14 protein-coding genes and 1 pseudogene are annotated in these 16,679 nt (G+C 57.6%); 6 read left to right on the forward strand and 9 right to left on the reverse strand.

Features of this window, described 5'->3' with window-relative positions:
* Nucleotides 1–137: 137 nt before the first annotated feature.
* The 3 genes from CUN63_RS12905 to phoB all read right to left on the reverse strand — a co-directional run bounded on the left by CUN63_RS12905 (nt 138) and on the right by phoB (nt 3,924).
* Nucleotides 138–1,478 (reverse strand): hemolysin family protein, encoded by a 1,341-nt coding sequence (locus CUN63_RS12905; RefSeq protein WP_129439909.1) that lies wholly within the window; start codon nt 1,476–1,478, stop codon nt 138–140.
* 388 nt (nt 1,479–1,866) lie between these two features.
* On the reverse strand, nt 1,867–3,153 hold the full coding sequence (gene phoR / locus CUN63_RS12915; RefSeq protein ID WP_256657750.1) for a phosphate regulon sensor histidine kinase PhoR: 1,287 nt from the start codon (nt 3,151–3,153) through the stop codon (nt 1,867–1,869).
* 81 nt (nt 3,154–3,234) lie between these two features.
* Nucleotides 3,235–3,924, reverse strand: coding sequence for a phosphate regulon transcriptional regulator PhoB (gene phoB / locus CUN63_RS12920; RefSeq protein ID WP_129439913.1), 690 nt, complete (start codon nt 3,922–3,924; stop codon nt 3,235–3,237).
* Nucleotides 3,925–4,077: 153 nt separating this feature from the next.
* On the opposite strand from phoB, the gene CUN63_RS12925 reads away from it, so the two are divergent.
* Nucleotides 4,078–4,461: a hypothetical protein gene (locus CUN63_RS12925; protein ID WP_129439915.1), complete on the forward strand. Its 384-nt coding sequence runs from the start codon at nt 4,078–4,080 to the stop codon at nt 4,459–4,461.
* A gap of 95 nt (nt 4,462–4,556) precedes the next feature.
* Here CUN63_RS12925 and ubiA read toward each other — a convergent pair whose 3' ends face one another.
* On the reverse strand, nt 4,557–5,447 hold the full coding sequence (ubiA, locus tag CUN63_RS12930) for a 4-hydroxybenzoate octaprenyltransferase (protein ID WP_129439917.1): 891 nt from the start codon (nt 5,445–5,447) through the stop codon (nt 4,557–4,559).
* Complete coding sequence (locus CUN63_RS12935) at nt 5,447–6,010, reverse strand: chorismate lyase (RefSeq protein WP_129439919.1); 564 nt, start codon at nt 6,008–6,010, stop codon at nt 5,447–5,449. The genes ubiA and CUN63_RS12935 overlap by 1 nt, the downstream gene beginning before the upstream one ends.
* 200 nt (nt 6,011–6,210) lie before the next feature.
* On the opposite strand from CUN63_RS12935, the gene CUN63_RS12940 reads away from it, so the two are divergent.
* The 3 genes from CUN63_RS12940 to CUN63_RS12950 all read left to right on the forward strand — a co-directional run bounded on the left by CUN63_RS12940 (nt 6,211) and on the right by CUN63_RS12950 (nt 8,016).
* Nucleotides 6,211–6,381: a rubredoxin gene (locus CUN63_RS12940; protein ID WP_033059298.1), complete on the forward strand. Its 171-nt coding sequence runs from the start codon at nt 6,211–6,213 to the stop codon at nt 6,379–6,381.
* Nucleotides 6,382–6,399: 18 nt separating this feature from the next.
* Complete coding sequence (locus tag CUN63_RS12945; protein WP_129439921.1) at nt 6,400–7,548, forward strand: NAD(P)/FAD-dependent oxidoreductase; 1,149 nt, start codon at nt 6,400–6,402, stop codon at nt 7,546–7,548.
* A gap of 192 nt (nt 7,549–7,740) precedes the next feature.
* A complete protein-coding gene (locus CUN63_RS12950) occupies nt 7,741–8,016 on the forward strand; it encodes an HU family DNA-binding protein (RefSeq protein ID WP_003213368.1) in 276 nt (91 codons plus the stop codon).
* A 210-nt stretch (nt 8,017–8,226) separates the two neighbouring features.
* On the opposite strand, the gene CUN63_RS12955 is transcribed toward CUN63_RS12950, so the two are convergent.
* The 4 genes and pseudogenes from CUN63_RS12955 to tssI all read right to left on the reverse strand — a co-directional run bounded on the left by CUN63_RS12955 (nt 8,227) and on the right by tssI (nt 13,896).
* The gene (locus CUN63_RS12955) at nt 8,227–8,610 is read right to left on the reverse strand and encodes a DUF6124 family protein (RefSeq protein ID WP_129439923.1); all 384 of its coding nucleotides are present in this window, start codon (nt 8,608–8,610) and stop codon (nt 8,227–8,229) included.
* 383 nt (nt 8,611–8,993) lie between these two features.
* Nucleotides 8,994–9,680, reverse strand: a complete 687-nt coding sequence (locus CUN63_RS12960; protein ID WP_129439925.1) for a DUF2931 family protein — start codon at nt 9,678–9,680, stop codon at nt 8,994–8,996.
* Between the two features lie 106 nt (nt 9,681–9,786).
* On the reverse strand, nt 9,787–10,473 hold the full coding sequence (locus tag CUN63_RS12965) for a DUF2931 family protein (RefSeq protein ID WP_129439927.1): 687 nt from the start codon (nt 10,471–10,473) through the stop codon (nt 9,787–9,789).
* Nucleotides 10,466–13,896, reverse strand: a pseudogene (gene tssI, locus CUN63_RS12970) (type VI secretion system tip protein TssI/VgrG). The gene CUN63_RS12965 and the pseudogene tssI overlap by 8 nt, the downstream one beginning before the upstream one ends.
* A gap of 677 nt (nt 13,897–14,573) precedes the next feature.
* Between tssI and tssA the strand changes: the two are divergent.
* Nucleotides 14,574–16,130, forward strand: coding sequence for a type VI secretion system protein TssA (tssA, locus tag CUN63_RS12975; protein ID WP_129439929.1), 1,557 nt, complete (start codon nt 14,574–14,576; stop codon nt 16,128–16,130).
* A 32-nt stretch (nt 16,131–16,162) separates the two neighbouring features.
* The gene (tssB, locus tag CUN63_RS12980; RefSeq protein WP_129439931.1) at nt 16,163–16,678 is read left to right on the forward strand and encodes a type VI secretion system contractile sheath small subunit; all 516 of its coding nucleotides are present in this window, start codon (nt 16,163–16,165) and stop codon (nt 16,676–16,678) included.
* Nucleotide 16,679: the final 1 nt, after the last annotated feature.

Here is a 16,679-nt window from a genome sequence, read left to right on the forward strand (position 1 = left end):
TGTTGCCTGTTCTGACGCCTTCGCGAGCAAGCCCGCTCCCACATTGGATCTGCGTCGAGCCATTTATATGTGATCGACACAAAACTAATGTGGGGCTTGCTCGCGAAGGGATCGACGCGGTTTAGGCCAGGGGCGACTTAATCGAGCATCAACACCTTGGCCAGAATGATCTTCGGCCCCTTCATCTTCTTGATGATGATCCGCAAGCCTTCGACTTCCAGCACTTCTTCCTCTTCCGGCACCCGTTTCAGTGTTTCGTAGACCAGCCCGGCGAGGGTTTCGGCTTCGATGTGGTCCAGATCGATGCCCAGCAGGCGCTCGACCTTAAACAATGGCGTGTCGCCGCGCACCAGCAGCTTGCCCGGCTGGTACGCGAGGATCCCGCGCTCAGCCTTGCGGTGTTCGTCCTGAATATCGCCGACCAGTACTTCCAGCACGTCTTCCATGGTCAGGTAGCCGATGATGTTGCCATCGGCTTCTTCGACCAGGGCGAAGTGCGAGCCGCCTTTGCGAAACTGTTCCAGCAGCTGCGACAGCGGCATGTGACGGGATACGCGCTCCAGCGGCCGGGTCAGTTCGGCGAGGTTGAACGACTCGGGAATATGGTCCAGGGCTGCCAGTTCCAGCAGCAAATCCTTGATGTGCAGCAGGCCGACGAACTCCTGACGATCGCTGTCGTACACCGGATAACGGCTGAACTTGTGGCGACGGAACATCGCCAGGATTTCCTTCAGCGGCGCGTTGAACTCCAGGGTCACCAGATCTTCCCGGGAGTTGGCCCAGTCGACCACTTCCAGCTCGCCCATTTCCACCGCCGAGGCCAAAACGCGCATGCCTTGGTCACTCGGGTCCTGGCCACGGCTGGAGTGCAGGATCAGTTTCAGTTCTTCACGGCTGTAATGGTGCTCGTGATGAGGGCCGGGTTCACCCTGGCCGGCGATCCGCAGGATCGTGTTGGCGCTGGCGTTGAGCAGGTAAATGGCCGGGTACATCGCCCAGTAGAACAGGTACAGCGGCACGGCGGTCCAGAGCGACAGCAGCTCGGGTTTGCGGATGGCCCAGGATTTTGGGGCCAGCTCACCGACCACGATGTGCAGGTACGAGATGACGAAGAACGCGGCGAAGAACGATACGCCTTTGACCACTTCGGCCGACTGCACGCCGACGGCTTCAAGGATCGGTTCGAGGATGTGCGCGAACGCCGGCTCACCGACCCAGCCAAGGCCGAGGGAGGCGAGGGTGATACCCAATTGGCACGCCGAGAGGTACGCATCGAGCTGACTGTGAACGGTGCGCAGGATGTGTCCGCGCCAGCCGTTTTTTTCAGCGATGGCTTCGACCCGGGTCGAGCGCAATTTGACCATGGCAAATTCCGCCGCAACGAAAAAGCCGTTGAGCAAAACCAGGATCAGAGCAAAAAGAATCATGCCGAAATCGGCGAAGAGTGTCGCGAGGGTCAAGCCAGGGGAAGGGTCCATGATGGAGTTTTGCGGGTTCCGTGTATTCGAAAGGAAAGAAAAAAGTGCGCCTGAAGGGCAGGCACAAGTCAGCCAATGTAGCGGCTGACCAAGTGATTGACTAGGGGGCGTTCTCAATTAGTTTCCCCACCGCGCCGGGTCTGCTGTTGTGCAGGGCAAGGCGCGAGAAGCGTAGTTTGGTCATTCCAAATAAGCTTCGAGCAACGCAGCCCTGCGCAACAGCAGGCCCGGCCCTTCGGGTTGTGCCTTAAAGCGGGCCAGGCTGCGTTGCAGGCCTTGGAAAGGGAACAACCATTCCCAGCGGCCTGCGCCTTGCCTGGCCCGCTTTAAGGCGACAACGCGGTGGGGAAACTAATTGAGAACGCCCCCTAGCGCGTGCCGGCCGGTATCAGTCGGCGGCGCTGATGACCCGGGATTTGGTGACCTGAGCCGGCGCAAAATGGCAGGTAAAGGTGCTGCCATGGCCCGGCACACTGCTGATTTCCATCCGCGCGCGGTGGCGCAGCAGCACGTGTTTGACGATCGCCAGGCCGAGCCCCGTGCCGCCGGTGTTGGAGTTGCGGCTGGAATCGACGCGATAGAAGCGTTCGGTCAGGCGCGGCAGGTGTTTGCTGTCGATGCCGATGCCGGAATCCTGCACGCTCAAGTGTGCACCTTGCTCATCACCCCACCAGCGGATGCGGATATTGCCTTCGGCCGGGGTGTATTTCACCGCGTTGAACACCAGATTGGAAAACGCGCTGCGCAACTCGGCTTCGCTGCCCTTGAGCAGAATCGTCGGGTCGGCTTCCAGGGTGATCTTCTGATTGCGCTGAGCAGACAACTGCTGAGCGTCGCTCTTGATCGATTGCAGCAAGCCGTCGATGGCCACCGGCTGGTTGTCCGAGGGGTAATCGGTGGCTTCCAGTTTGGCCAACAGCAGCAAGTCGTTGAGCAGCGTCTGCATGCGCCCACCTTGTTGCTGCATTTGCTGCAAGGCACGGGTCCAGCGTGGGTTCACGTCCTCGACGTTGTCGAGCAGGGTTTCCAGATAACCGCAGATCACCGTCAAGGGCGTGCGCAGTTCATGGGAGACGTTGGCGATGAAGTCTTTGCGCATCTGTTCCAGTTGATGGATACGTGTCACGTCGCGTACCAGCATCAAGTGTTCGTTGTTGCCGTAGCGGGTGATGTACAGCTGAATGCGCAGACGGTCGTTGATCGGTGAAGGGATCTCCAGCGGCTCGGCGTAGCTGTCCTGCTCGAAGTATTCCTTGAAGAGCGGATGGCGGACGAGGTTGGTGACCGGTTGGCCGCTGTCTTGCGGGGTCTTGAGGCCGAGCAGGGTTTCGGCGGCGCGGTTCCACCATTCGAGGTTGCCGTCGCTGTCGAGCATGATCACCGCGTCTTTCAGCGCGGCAGTCGATTCCTGCACCCGGTCGATCACCGCTTGCAGGCGCCCGCGCACTCGTTGGTCGCGGCGTTGCAGGTGGTAGATGCTGTCGAACACTTCGCCCCACAGGCCATAGCCATCGGGCGGTGCCTCATCGGATTTGTGCAGGCGCAGCCATTCGTGCAGTCGCAGCAGTTGCTTGAGGGTCCAGGCCAGGTAAAGGCCCAGGCCCGCGGCGAGGCTCCAGCCGTAGTAGCCGGTAATCAGGCCGATCACCAGGCAACCGGTCACCAGCAAAAGCATGTGGCGGATCAGGGTGCCATGCCAGTTTTGGTTCAATTGAACGCGCGTCCTTGTCAGCTTGTCGGGCGGGAAAGGTCCGGATCAGGCCTTGGTGGAAAACCGGTAGCCGGTGCCGCGTACGGTTTGTACCAGATTTTCGTACGCATCACCGAGGGCTTTGCGCAGGCGACGGATGTGCACGTCGACGGTGCGCTCTTCAACATAGACGTTGCCGCCCCAGACCTGATCCAGCAACTGGCCGCGGGTGTAGGCACGTTCCTGGTGGGTCATGAAGAATTGCAGCAGGCGGTATTCGGTCGGGCCCATCTCGGCGGGTTTGCCGTCGATGGTCACACGGTGGCTGATCGGGTCCAGCAGCAGGCCGCCGACTTCGATCGGCGTCTCGCCATCGGTAGGGCCGGCACGGCGCAGCACGGCCTTCAGGCGCGCCACCAGCTCGCGTGGGGAAAAAGGCTTGGTGATGTAGTCATCGGCGCCGACTTCCAGGCCCTGGATCTTGTTGTCCTCTTCGCCCTTGGCGGTGAGCATGATGATCGGGATGTCCCCGGTCAGCTCATCGCGCTTGAGGCGTCGGGCCAGCTCGATGCCGGACGTGCCGGGCAGCATCCAGTCGAGCAGGATCAGGTCCGGCTTGCGGTCGACGATGATGGCGTGGGCCTGTTGCGAGTTCTCAGCCTCTATGCAGTCATAGCCGGCCATTTCCAACGCAACGGCGATCATTTCGCGAATGGGCGCTTCGTCGTCGACGATCAGAATGCTCCTGCCAACCATGCCTTTAATCCTCTTGTCATTTAACTGTCTTGCGCCGCATTAGATAACGGAATTATTGCAGTCGTGTGACAGTATTTTAGTCGCCCTGCGATTGTTGTGATCCTGAACTAAGCTCTAATTTCGAATCCTGACAACCACAAAAGGAAGGTTTCCATGAAGCAATACTCGCAATCCTTCAAAGCTTTGATGCTGACTGCGGTCATGGCGTTGCCATCGATGGCCTTCGCGGCTGAGCCAGCAATGATGAAAGACGGGATGATGGTCGATCATAAGGGTATGACGGTGTACACCTTCGACAAGGATGCTGGCGGCAAGTCAATGTGCAACGGTGAGTGTGCCAAGAACTGGCCGCCAATGATGGCTCCGGCGGGTGCCAAGGCCGAAGGCGAATGGAGCGTCATTAAGCGTGATGACGGCAAGATGCAATACGCTTACGACGGCAAGCCGCTGTACACGTTCATGAAGGACGAAAAACCTGGAGAAATGAAAGGTGACGGCATGAAAGACGTGTGGCACGTGATGCGCGAGCATAAGTAAGTGATTCGCTGAAGCCGTAAAAAGATCGCAGCCTGCGGCAGCTCCTTGTACACATTAGGAGCTGTTGCGGGCTGCGATCTTTGCGCTTCATAACTTCAGCGCAGCGCGTAATCCAACACAATCCCGACAAAAATCGCCAACCCGGCCCAGTGGTTGTGCAGAAACGCCTGGAAGCAGCGCATCCGGTCCTTGCCGAGGGTGTACCAGAACTCCCACGCAAAACAGCCCGCCGCCGCCAGCAATCCCAGGTGGAACCAGCCACCGAGCTCGAATTTCGACCCGGCCAGCAGCAGGCAACCCAGCGCCAGCCCTTGCAGGGTCAGGATGATCACCCGGTCCGCATCACCAAACAGAATCGCCGTGGATTTCACGCCGATCTTCAGGTCGTCGTCGCGGTCGGTCATGGCGTAATAGGTGTCGTAGCCCACCGTCCACAGAAGGTTCGCGATCCACAGCAACCACGCCGCCGCCGGCAGTTCACCGGTTTCGGCGGTGAACGCCATCGGCATCCCCCAAGAGAACGCCGCGCCCAGCACCACTTGCGGGTAATAGGTGTAGCGCTTCATGAACGGGTAAGTGAAGGCCAGTGCCAAACCGCCGAACGACAGCCAGACCGTTGCCGCATTAGTGCAGAGCACCAGCAGAAAACTCACGCCCATCAGCAGCGCGAAGAACACCAGTGCTTCTTTGGAACTGATCTTGCCGCTCACCAGTGGCCGTTGTTCGGTGCGTTTCACGTGGCCATCGACCTTGCGGTCCGCCCAGTCGTTAATTACGCAGCCGCCGGCGCGGGTCAGTACCACACCGAGGACGAAAATCACGACGTTGGCCAATGACGGTGAACCTTTGCCGGCAATCCACAGCGCCCACAGCGTCGGCCACAGCAGCAGATAAATGCCGATCGGTTTGTCCATACGGGTCAGCTGAATGAAATCCCAGGCCCGTGGATTCAAGCGATTCAGGGACTTGAGCAGGCTCTGGTACATCAGCAATTCTCCGGATGGGCGCGGGTAGCGTTCCACAGGGGCGGCAAGAAAATTTCGGCCACCAGCACGCTCAAGGCGCCGCGGTCGAAACGCGAACGGCGGCCCCACAGCTCAGGTGCCCGGGACTCCATCGGCAGCCACTCCTGAGGATAGTGACAAACCTCGATAGCGCGCCGTTGAAATGCCTGATCGCAAAACAGCAATTCGCCCAGGGAACGGCTGCCCAATTCGTCCATGTGCAGACCGTCGCCCTGCAACGCACTACGCGCCGCCACGCTGCGGGCAAACACCCAGGCCTCGCCGTGGCCGCGCAGATACACCTCGCGAACCCAACCCTCGCTGCCTTCGGCCAGATCCAGCGCGGCACATTCGTCGACGCGCAAGGGCTGCCAACCTTCGAAGAGAGGCGTGACGCTGAAGCCGTCATTCGACAAACGGATCAGCCGTCGGGTCAAAGAGCCTTCGTCGAACAACCAGTTGAGGGTAGACGTGTCGGGGAGGGGCGTCAGTTGGCTTCGAGGGAGCCAAAGCGGGGGCACGGCGGGGGATTTTGAGTGCGGCACAGTGAGTCATTATTGGCAGCAAATGAGGCGGCGAGCTTACCATGTCAGTCTGCGATTTTGATTGATCCGACCGGCCATTGCGTCGAACAGGCTTGCATCTGCCGGGCCCTATCAGTACAAAACGCGCTGAGCCGGACGGCAGCGCTGCAACCATCGACCATTCGCGCCGGTAAAAGACTGAACCCTGAGGAAGTACCTGAATGAAAAAGTGGCAATGTGTGGTCTGCGGCCTGATCTACAACGAAGCCGACGGCTGGCCGGATGACGGCATTGCGCCGGGCACCCGCTGGGAAGACGTACCGGCAGACTGGCTGTGCCCGGACTGCGGTGTGGGCAAGTTGGATTTTGAAATGATCGAAATCGCCGCTTAAATAACTGAGGAGTAAGGAATGAACGCACCTGTCGTGATCGTCGGCACCGGGCTGGCTGGCTACAACCTGGCCCGGGAGTTTCGCAAACTCGATGGCGAAACCCCACTGCTGCTGATTACTGCAGATGACGGACGCTCCTACTCCAAGCCGATGCTCTCCACCGGCTTCGGCAAAAACAAAGACGCCGACGGCCTGAGCATGGCCGAGCCAGGCACCATGGCCGAGCAATTGAAGGCCGAAGTGCGTACGCACACGCGCATCAGCGGCATCGACCCTGGTCATAAGCGCTTGTGGATCGGTGAGGAAGCGGTGTTTTACCGTGACCTGATCCTCGCCTGGGGCGCAGAAACCGTGCGAGTGCCGATCGAAGGCGACGCAGATGACGCAGTCTTCCCGATCAACGACCTGGAAGACTACGCGCGCTTTCGCGCAGCGGCGGACGGCAAACGTCGGGTGTTGTTGCTCGGCGCCGGCCTGATTGGCTGCGAGTTCGCCAACGACCTGATCCTTGGCGGCTACGAGGTGCAACTGGTTGCACCGTGCGAGCAGGTGATGCCGACCCTGTTGCACCCGGCGGCGGCCGCTGCGGTCCAGGCCGGGCTGGAAAGCCTGGGCGCACGCTTCCACCTTGGGCCGGTGCTCAATCGCTTGCAGCGCGTTGCTGACGGACTGGAAGCGCATCTGTCCGATGGCCAGGTGATCCCTTGCGACGTGGTGGTGTCGGCCATTGGTCTGCGTCCGCGCATCGACCTGGCGGCGGCGGCCGGTGTGCAGGTCAATCGCGGTGTGGTGGTCGATCGCCACCTGAAAACCTCCCACGCCAATATCTATGCCTTGGGCGACTGCGCCGAAGTCGAAGGACTGAATCTGTTGTACGTCATGCCCCTCATGAGCTGTGCGAGAGCGCTGGCTCAGACCCTCGCCGGAAACCCGACGCCGGTAAGTTATGGCCCGATGCCCATCACCGTAAAAACGCCAGTCTGCCCATTGGTGGTTTCACCGCCGCCACGGGGTTTGGAGGGCGTCTGGACGGTCGAAGGGCAGGGCGCGGACATCAAGGTATTGTGCCGCGATGCCAGCGGCAAACTGTTGGGTTATGCCCTGACAGGCGCGGCGGTGATGGAAAAACTGGCCCTGAACAAAGAGCTTCCGGCATTGCTGGCGTAAATACCGGTCGTTCTGTCGGAATCACCCCTCTTTTGCCCCTACAAAGGTCGCGCCGAGACTGGCGCGGCTCTTCGCTGCGTGCCATCCTCACTCCCGTCTGCCGCAGAGTAGAGCATCTGCGGCGCTTTGGGCGCTGTTCCAACGAGAACAGCACGGACATAACAACAAAAAACCGTCAAAGGGGCTTCACTAATGCGTAAACCAGAACTCGCCGCTGCAATTGCTGAAAAAGCAGACCTCACCAAAGAGCAGGCCAACCGCGTTCTCAACGCCGTTCTCGAAGAAATCACCGGCGCTCTGCACCGCAAGGACAGCGTTACGCTGGTGGGCTTCGGTACCTTCCTGCAACGCCACCGCGGTGCCCGCACCGGCAAAAACCCGCAAACCGGTGAGCCCGTCAAAATCAAGGCCAGCAACACTGTTGCGTTCAAGCCAGGCAAATCGTTGAAAGACAGCGTTAATCCGTAACACGCACCGACTTCCCGCGTAGCGGGTGAGCGGGATAAAAAATGGGCACGCCAACGAGGTTGGGTGCCCATTTTTTTATGGGGCTAGGGTAACGCCAATCAGTTAAGCCAAGACGCGATCCGTGTAGCAGCTGGCGAAGCCTGCGTTCGGCTGCGCAGCAGTCGTAAAATCAGACAATGCGGTGCGCCAGGCTCACCGTGCACTCAGGGTTTACGACTGCTTGGCGAGTATCGCTGCCATCTCCGGCTCATCCAGATGATCCAGCGTTCGCTCAACCATCAAATGCACGCCGTCAGCCATGCGGCTGAGCGCTAAGGCTACGGAACGGCGGGAACCGTCCACGTCGTCGGCGAGGTTCGCGGCGATGGCGCTGATGGACAGCAAATCTTCCGAGGCATTGGCGAGAAGGGTTTCAGGGTTGATGCCCGGGCAGACGCTGAAGAGCTGGCCGTTGCGTTTTGGTGGTTTGGGGTCGGCTGGCGGGAAGTGATGGTCGAGGGCGCGCTCGGCGGCTTCGTTGAGTTTGTTTGAATCGGGGCTTTCGTAGGGGGAGACCGGATCGGTGTCGGGTGGGTTGGGTGTGACCTTGAACATTTACTAACTCCTGAAATGGAGCCGTTCACACGTCGCTGCTAAACGAAGGGTGGCGGCTGTGCGCGGGTTAGCAGACCGGGGAGTTAGCAAACCGGCGCGCCCAAGGGCGCCCCACGCACAGCCACCATCAAGTGCAGGGATATGAATACCTGACTGAAGGAAACGCTATGCACCTCACTAACAACCGCGGGCTGCTAAACCCGATCACTGATGGGCAGTGACAGGAACCAAGTTACCGACCGCCCCCAAGGCGCACAAGCCGGCGGATTCTGGCGTAGCCGTAGGCAACGACGCAAGGTGTTGTAGCTTTCACGACGTTACCTACAAGGCTTTTAAACAAGCATGGTCAAGCGGTGTTTAGCCATCGAAAATCTTGGCGCTCCCTACCAACTTCCATAGGGAATGCCGAATTTGTCGATGTAGGCTTTGGACTCCTCTGAAAGCGGCCGATGTTTTCCATTGGACGTGCCCCCGTAGGGGCCTTTGGGACTGATCGTGCCTTGGACTCGGGTGACTTCGGTCGATTGAAGACAGGCCCCACCCAACCACACTTTGGCGACTCCTCCTGGCGCCAGGCCGATAGTCAAAAACTTTCGGTAATCGGTTTTCCATTTGCCTACCGCACCGCAATAAGCTGTTTCACCCTTGAGCATGGTGTTCCGCGCAGATTGGGGGATCTCGATGTAGGCCTCGTAGGTCTGCGGTTCTGCCATGGACTGCCAGCGCACATAAACCAAACGAGGCAGGTCAGCCCCCGTTACATATCGACCTTTTCCTCCCGGATCTTTAAACCATCCTTTTGCATCACCCTTGAAGTGAGCCGGTATACTTTTACTTAGCCCTCGGGGATAACCAGTCGAGGGTATTCCTCTACCAGCGCCCCGAAACACATGTGCATTGATATCCACGACGTCAGCGGTTTCAATCCAAACCTCCATATAGTCGGGCGCAAAAAAATTGAGGCTCCAAGCGTCGTAAGGTAAGGATCTACTCCCGTAAGAGGCACATCCTCCCAACAACACAAATAGCAGCGCAAGGCCGGCCTTAAGCGGGGATGAGCGCTTACGCATTGGGATGCATAACGCGCTCTTGGTACTCCGCGGGCCGATTGATAAACATGATGTCAGAAGCAATAGCTGTCGGATGGTGTTTAACCTTCGGAAGTATTGGCACTCCTTACCAACTCCCATAGGGGATTCCGAACTTTTCGATATAGGCTTTGGACTCTTCTGAAAGCGGCCGATGTTTTCCATTGGACGTGCCCCCGTAGGGGCCTTTGGAACTGATCGTGCCTTGGACACGGATGGCTTCGGTCGACAATAGGCATTGGCCGCCAAGCCATACCTTGGCGATTCCTCCTGGCGCCAGGCCCACTACCACCATGTCTCGATAATCCGTTATCCATTTACCGTCCGCACGGCAAAAGGTTCTTTCACCCTGGAGCATGGTTTTGCGCGCCGATTCGGGGATCTCTATGTACGCTTCATAAGTCTGCGGTTCGGCCATGGACTGCCAGCGTACGTAGACCAAACGTGGAAGGTCAGCACCCCTTACGAACCGACCTTTTCCTGTCGGATTTTTAAACCATCCTTTTGCATCACCCCTAAAACGGGTTGGTATGCCTTTACTTAGCCCTCGGGGATAACCAGTCGCGGGAACCCCGCTACCCGCACCTCGAAATACACGCTCCTTGATATCAACGACATCCGCCGTTTCGATCCAGACCTCCATGTAGTCGGGTGAAAAAAATCTGAGGCTCCAATCGTCATAGGGCAATGATCTGTGTTCGCCAAAGGCACATCCGCCCAACAGTGGGATCAGCAGCACAAAGCCTAATTTGAGCATCCATGGGCGCTTACTCATGGGGATGTACCACGCGTACATAGTTTTCGGCGGGTCGATCGATAAACACGATGTTCAGATCGCTCTCGTTCCAGCCCTTGGCAGCATTCCAATTGGCAGACAGATGTATGTAACGGCGAAAGAGCAACTCCTCTTCGTCAAGGCTCAAGCTCGCGCGCCGGGTGTCACCCAGCGCATAAGCCATCAGTTTTTCGGCAATCGGTTTCAACTCCTCTGGTAACGCGTACTTTTGATCCGCATCGTCAATAACCATGAACGGGACGTCGTGCCTGGCCCCCAACTCGCGCATGATTCGCAGGTAAACCAACGCCAGATCGTTGCGCACAGTCCGCTCGCTGTGGATCGCTGCATAGACATTTTTCGATTTGGATCTGTCGCCTTTTGCGTTGCTAGTCATCTCCACCGCCCAAGTTTTCACCTTCAGTGTCAGCCCATACAGATTGAGCTGATCCTGAAGGCGACCCAGTTCTTGCTCAGCCCAGCGATAGGCAGTTGACGCTGTAGAAGGCACGTAAAGATCTTCGTCGCGGCTACAGCGCGGCTTACTGAGCAGAACTCGTTCAATGATGTTCGGTAGATACCCGCCACCCAGGTCAGAGTGGACGCCGGGCAGCACGATATCGGCGGTGCCGGCGCTGTTGAGTGAGAAGTTGTGGCGACGCTCATCCCCTGCCACCAAATGCACAACTTTTTTTGCGATATCGGGCGCTAGAAACAAGTTGACGCCGGGGTTTATGGCGTCATGGACGCTCAAGTCGCCGTCGGTAATGCTAGCGACGGCGGCAGCGGTATCGAAGATGCCGATAAAGTTTATGGAGACGTCGGTGTTGGCGCGCCAGGCAAAATTTTCGATGAACAGTGAAGAGTCGCTTGGCAATAACTCTGCCAATGGACTTTGTTCTCCTTTCAATACTTCATTGGCAAAGTGCCGTGCGGCAGCGGCGCCGCGACTGAAGCCGAAGATATCAAACTCGACAGACTCAACTTTCCGGTTGGGGTTTGCCAATTCGAATAGACGAATTTCACTAAAGATACTTGCCGGGCTTTGCTTAACTCTTTCCAATACACCTTGGGCACCGACGCCGGTTGCCAGTGAAAAAGGCGAATCCCCTTCGCCACTGCTAGTACCGATGCCATCCAGATAAACGGGGATGTACCCTATGGTTTCGTCATCAGCCAAGAGCCGCTGACTGTCATTGGTGTACAGCTCATACAGCTTCGCCACATTACTCGTATCATTCCCATAGCTGCTCTCCGGCGTGCTCCCCAAACCGTCATACCCATTAGCCTGACAAAACTGCCGAATATCCTCAGCCTCCTCCAGCAGATTCACATCTCGCGCATAGCACCCGGCAACCATCTCACTGTTGGATCGGTTGTTCCCGGTGCCATCAAAAAACACCCCGATCCGCAAAGTAATCCCTTCTTCTTCAACTTCCTCCTCCTCTTCCTCCAGCTCATCCGATTCATTCTCTTCCGATGGTGGAGGCTCAGGCGCAACGGACACCAACAAGCCCGCCGCAGCCCCCTGCAGTAATGTATGTGCAGCCGTACCCGGCGTTGGAGAACCGCCGACCTCAATCGCGCTACTACTGAAAATACCGTCGGAGTTGAGCACGATGTGTTGATCGCCGACCTTTATGGAAAGGCTCTCACCCGCATCTATCACAAGGTGCGCGCCTGCCTTGATGTGCATGTGCTGACCGGCTTCGATAACCAGCGTTTTCTCAGATTTTGTGTGGCTGTCGCCAGAGACATGCAGGTAGTCGTTGCCGCTGACCTGGATTTTTCGATCCGACGTGATAGTGAGGTGCTCTTCAGATCCCAGCACCGTAATACGGTCGCCCTTGATGGTGACTCGACTCTTATTACCCACCTCAATCCGGCTGTCGTTCTCAACCTTCTGTTCCATATCCCGCTGAGCACGCAGGTAGATCAACTCATCGCCAGCGCGATCGTCCATCGACAGTTCGTTGTAGCCACCCGTAGTGGGGGAGCTGTGGGTTCGAAGTACGGTTTTGGTTTTATTTTCAGGCAATGAGTAGGGCGGCGGCGTGACCTTGTTGATCAGGCAACCGGTTATCAATGGATTATCGGGATTGCCCTCGAGGTAGGTAACGAGGACTTCCATCCCGATACGCGGAATGATCACCGTGCCAAAGTTATCGCCCGCCCAGCTGGACGCTACCCGCAGCCAGCAACTGCTTTTTTTTCGTTGTTGCGTTTAGACCGGTCCCAGAAAAATTTGACTTTCACGCGACCGTATTCGTCGCAGCAAATCTCCTCACCGACAGGCCCGGTGACGCGGGCGGTCTGGCAATTCAGCATGGGTCTAGGTGCAGGCATCGGTGGCCGGTAAAAAACGTCCCAGGGAATTGCGCTGAAGCTGTTGCGGTAGCCCTGGGTAAAGCCGTTCTCAGGTTCGGTCGCGCTGGTGATTGACTCCTGGAGCACCTGAGGTTGCTTACCGGTGTGAGTAACACTAAGTAGCAGCCAGAGATCGTTGTGCGTTTCTTGTGGGGAGTTATTCAGGCTGAAAAAGTGGCCGCTACGCAGCGTTGGCTGGTCGCTTTTTCCCTCCGCCAACTGATAATCGACTCGGTGCCGTTCCAGTGCCTGCTGGGCCAGTTGTTTACCGCGCTTTTCGCTCTCCAATGGCAGCGGGTAGCTATAGTCTTCCAGCTTGGGGTCGAACTCAGCGGTAAAGCGACTTTCCAGCAACGCGCTTGGGCGTTTCAGGTCGTAGTCACGGCGGGTAACGATGCTGGGGCGGGTTTTGAAACCCATGGAAAACTGGCTGACGACCGGATGCTCCGCCACCATGCCGGAGTCTTGCTGATACGGCGTTTCGCCCAGTTTGGGGAAGAATGTCTGGTCATCGGTGAACACCAGCACATGGCCTTGCGAGGAATGCTGGTGATGCCACGTAATGCCGTCCTCGGCGCAGAGCCGCTGGACGAACTCCAAATCATTTTCCCGGTATTGAGTGCAGTATTCGCGCGCGGGACTTGTTTTGACGTGGAAGGTAAAGGCATCGGCTTGAATGCCGTGCCCCTTGAGGACTTGATCGATGATTTGCGGCACCGTCTGATCCTGGAAAATTCTCTGATCCTGGCTGAACTGCAAATAATGCAGTGCCGGCACCAGGTTCACGCGATAGCGGGTCAGGCGTTTACCAGCATCACCTGCGGACACACCTTCGATGTGTCCGTGAACACCTTCGCCGTTCAGGCCGAATTGCAGAAATGCAGGTTGGTGAAGCAGGGTCTCCAGATCGATATCCGGGTACTCGCTGACCAGATCGACGCGGATTGAGTACAACGCGCTGATGGTTTCAGTGCCTTCAAAGGCCAGCACCTTAAAGTCGTTGCGAACCGTCGGGATTGCGAGGGTGAATTGAGGGGCATTAGCAGATGCGAACATGCGCTTATCCTTTTGCTTCTTTAGCTCGTCCTTAAGCTGAGAGAGAAAAAATCGCGATGCCCGAGTCGTGCCTGGCCCGAGCAGGTCGCCAAAATGCCCTGCACGCTAACAAGGCATCCAAAGTATTGATGTAGGAGGGGTCTTGAAGCCCGGTATGAAATTTCCGCGATACCGAAAGTTCCATTTTGGAACTTTGTTTGAAACATAAAAATGCCATCACAATGATGGCACTTTTCTTATTGGCTGTTGTCGCTCGCCGTTTAATTCATGGATATCGGTAACATTTCGGAATGCTCCTACATTTATCATTTTGTATTTTTGGCATGATTCGCGTCCGCCTCAGGGAGCGAATCGACAATGAATACGGCATTTATTAAGGTGAAAGAGTCGGAAGGCTCTATCTCAACGGTTTCCGGCCAGCGGGTCGCACAATGAACAATTAAACCAATCTCAGGGATTCCCCTGCTACATATAGGGAGATCTCCTGCGAGATGAAAAGACACTTCGTCTTGTTGTTTAATCGGATGCTTGCTAGTGGCCATCATCGTGAGTACGATGCGCGCACTTGAAAGAGCACGAACTCAATTGGATGAGACTCATCGCAGCTCTTTGATTCTGTCCCCGCGTCATTGGAACTCCAATGGGCGTATGACTGTAATCCTAATTAAAGGCCATGGATGTCCTACTCAAGCAAACTTTCCGCTCATTACCTCGAACTCGCAAAAGCCTCTGTTTCCAAAGAGAATTTCGCGGGCGAGGACGTTCGCTTTTCGAGCGAGTATGAGGCATTGGAAAGCGAGTTGGGCAAAGCCCAATCCATGCACGAAAGCGGTCAGATCGATTGGCTGAAAATCCGCGAAAACAGTGAAAACCTGCTGCGCACCCAGTCCAAGGACTTGCGGGTTGGCGCCTGGCTGACCTGGGCCCTGTACCAGCGCGAATCCTTCCAAGGGCTGCTGGCCGGCCTAGGACTTCTGCACCACCTGTGCGAGAACCACTGGGCCGAGGTTCATCCCAATAAGGCCCGCACCCGCTCCGCTGCCATCAGTTGGTTGGTACCGCGTCTTGAGCAGGTGCTGACCGAGAACGTCGCGATCAAAGAGCAGTTGCCGATGTTCCGGCGGCTGGTCGAACACCTTGAAGGTCTCGATGCTGCTTGCACCGAGCACTTGGGCGACGATGCGCCGTTGCTGCTGCCGATCTCCCGCCGCTTGAAAAACATGGTCCAGCGTGCCGCCGACAATCAGCCGGAACCTGGCGTCGTCGGCGCGGCGGTGGCTCAGGTCAAACAAGCCGCCACGCAACTGTTCACCCCCGGCGCACCGATCGATAACGAAAAAGAAGCCCACAAGGCGCTGCGTGCCCAGCAGGAAAGCGCGCGGCCGTTGTGCGCCTGGTGGCTCAAGCAGAAAGCCACCGACCTGCGCGCCTTGCGCCTCAATCGCACACTGTTGTGGTTGTCCATCGACGCGGTACCCGAGCGCAACGCCGAGCAGATCACCGTTCTGCGCGGTTTGCCAGCCGACAAGCTCAAGGCTTACCAGGACCGTTACGACCAGGCCAAATATGCCGATCTGCTGGTGGAACTGGAGGCGAGCCTGGCGAAGGCGCCGTTCTGGTTCGATGGCCAGCGAATGGTTTGGGAGTGCCTCCAGGGGCTCAACGCCGAGATGGCTATGCGCGAAGTGGAAATCCACTTCGCGCTTTTGATTCAGCGCCTGCCCAGCATCATCGAATTGCGATTTCATGACGGCGCCCCATTTGCCGATCCTGCCACTCGCGCCTGGGTCAGCGCCCATGTCATGCCGCATCTGCAAAGCGCCAGTGCGCCGCGCAAGGTCGAAGTCGCCGACACCCAGCCTGCCTGGGAACTGGCCCTGGAAGAAGTCTTGCCGATTTTGCGCAAGGACGGCCTCAAGGCCGCCGTGCAGATCCTCAAGCAAGGCCTGCAAAGCGCCCAGGGCGGGCGCGCCCGGTTCTTCTGGCAGTTCGCCCTCGCGCGGCTGTGCTTCATGGCCAAGAAATACGAACTGGCCAGGACCCAACTCGAAACCCTAGACCAAACATTACAGGACTCAGGCCTGAACGCCTGGGAGCCCGATCTTGCGCTGGAAGTGCTGCATTTACTGCATAGCTGCTGCGAGTTGTTACCGCAGAACCATGCCGTACGTGAACGCAAGGAAGAGATTTATCGCAGGCTGTGCCACCTCGATCTCGAAGTGGTACTCGAATAGGCCCCAGGGCCACAACCGCAAGGAGAATAGCCATGGCCAAAGAAGGCTCGGTAGCCCCCAAGGAACGCATCAACGTCACTTTCAAACCTGCCACCGGTGGTGCTCAGGAAGAGATTGAACTGCCGTTGAAGCTACTGGCAATCGGTGACTACACCCACCGCAAGGACGAACGTAAAGTCGAAGATCGCAAGCCGATCAGTATCGACAAGATGACCTTCGACGAAGTGCTGGCCAAGCAAGAGCTGACCCTGACGTTGAACGTGCCGAACCGCCTTCAGGAAGAGGGCAGCACTGAAGAGCTGGGCGTGCAACTGCGCGTCAACTCGATGAAGGACTTCAACCCGGCCAGCCTGGTCGAGCAAGTGCCTGAGCTGAAAAAACTGATGGAACTGCGCGACGCGCTGGTGGCCCTCAAAGGTCCGCTGGGTAACGCGCCTGCGTTCCGCAAAGCCATCGAAGGCGTTCTCGCCGACGACGAATCCCGCGGTCGCGTACTGGGTGAGCTGGGCTTGAACGCCGCAGCCCAGGACGCCCCCCAGAACGTCTGAG

Origin of the sequence: Pseudomonas sp. ACM7, assembly GCF_004136015.1 — a bacterium.
GTDB lineage: Bacteria > Pseudomonadota > Gammaproteobacteria > Pseudomonadales > Pseudomonadaceae > Aquipseudomonas > Aquipseudomonas frigoris.

Coding starts and splice junctions, on each gene's coding strand:
- CUN63_RS12950 (WP_003213368.1), top strand. CDS start 7,741: ATGCGTAAACCAGAACTCGCCGCTGCAATTGCTGAAAAAGCAGACCTC.
- tssA (WP_129439929.1), top strand. CDS start 14,574: ATGTCCTACTCAAGCAAACTTTCCGCTCATTACCTCGAACTCGCAAAA.
- CUN63_RS12965 (WP_129439927.1), bottom strand. CDS start 10,473: ATGAGTAAGCGCCCATGGATGCTCAAATTAGGCTTTGTGCTGCTGATC.
- tssB (WP_129439931.1), top strand. CDS start 16,163: ATGGCCAAAGAAGGCTCGGTAGCCCCCAAGGAACGCATCAACGTCACT.
- CUN63_RS12905 (WP_129439909.1), bottom strand. CDS start 1,478: ATGGACCCTTCCCCTGGCTTGACCCTCGCGACACTCTTCGCCGATTTC.
- ubiA (WP_129439917.1), bottom strand. CDS start 5,447: ATGTACCAGAGCCTGCTCAAGTCCCTGAATCGCTTGAATCCACGGGCC.
- CUN63_RS12940 (WP_033059298.1), top strand. CDS start 6,211: ATGAAAAAGTGGCAATGTGTGGTCTGCGGCCTGATCTACAACGAAGCC.
- CUN63_RS12955 (WP_129439923.1), bottom strand. CDS start 8,610: ATGTTCAAGGTCACACCCAACCCACCCGACACCGATCCGGTCTCCCCC.
- phoR (WP_256657750.1), bottom strand. CDS start 3,153: ATGCTTTTGCTGGTGACCGGTTGCCTGGTGATCGGCCTGATTACCGGC.
- phoB (WP_129439913.1), bottom strand. CDS start 3,924: ATGGTTGGCAGGAGCATTCTGATCGTCGACGACGAAGCGCCCATTCGC.
- CUN63_RS12960 (WP_129439925.1), bottom strand. CDS start 9,680: ATGCGTAAGCGCTCATCCCCGCTTAAGGCCGGCCTTGCGCTGCTATTT.
- CUN63_RS12925 (WP_129439915.1), top strand. CDS start 4,078: ATGAAGCAATACTCGCAATCCTTCAAAGCTTTGATGCTGACTGCGGTC.
- CUN63_RS12945 (WP_129439921.1), top strand. CDS start 6,400: ATGAACGCACCTGTCGTGATCGTCGGCACCGGGCTGGCTGGCTACAAC.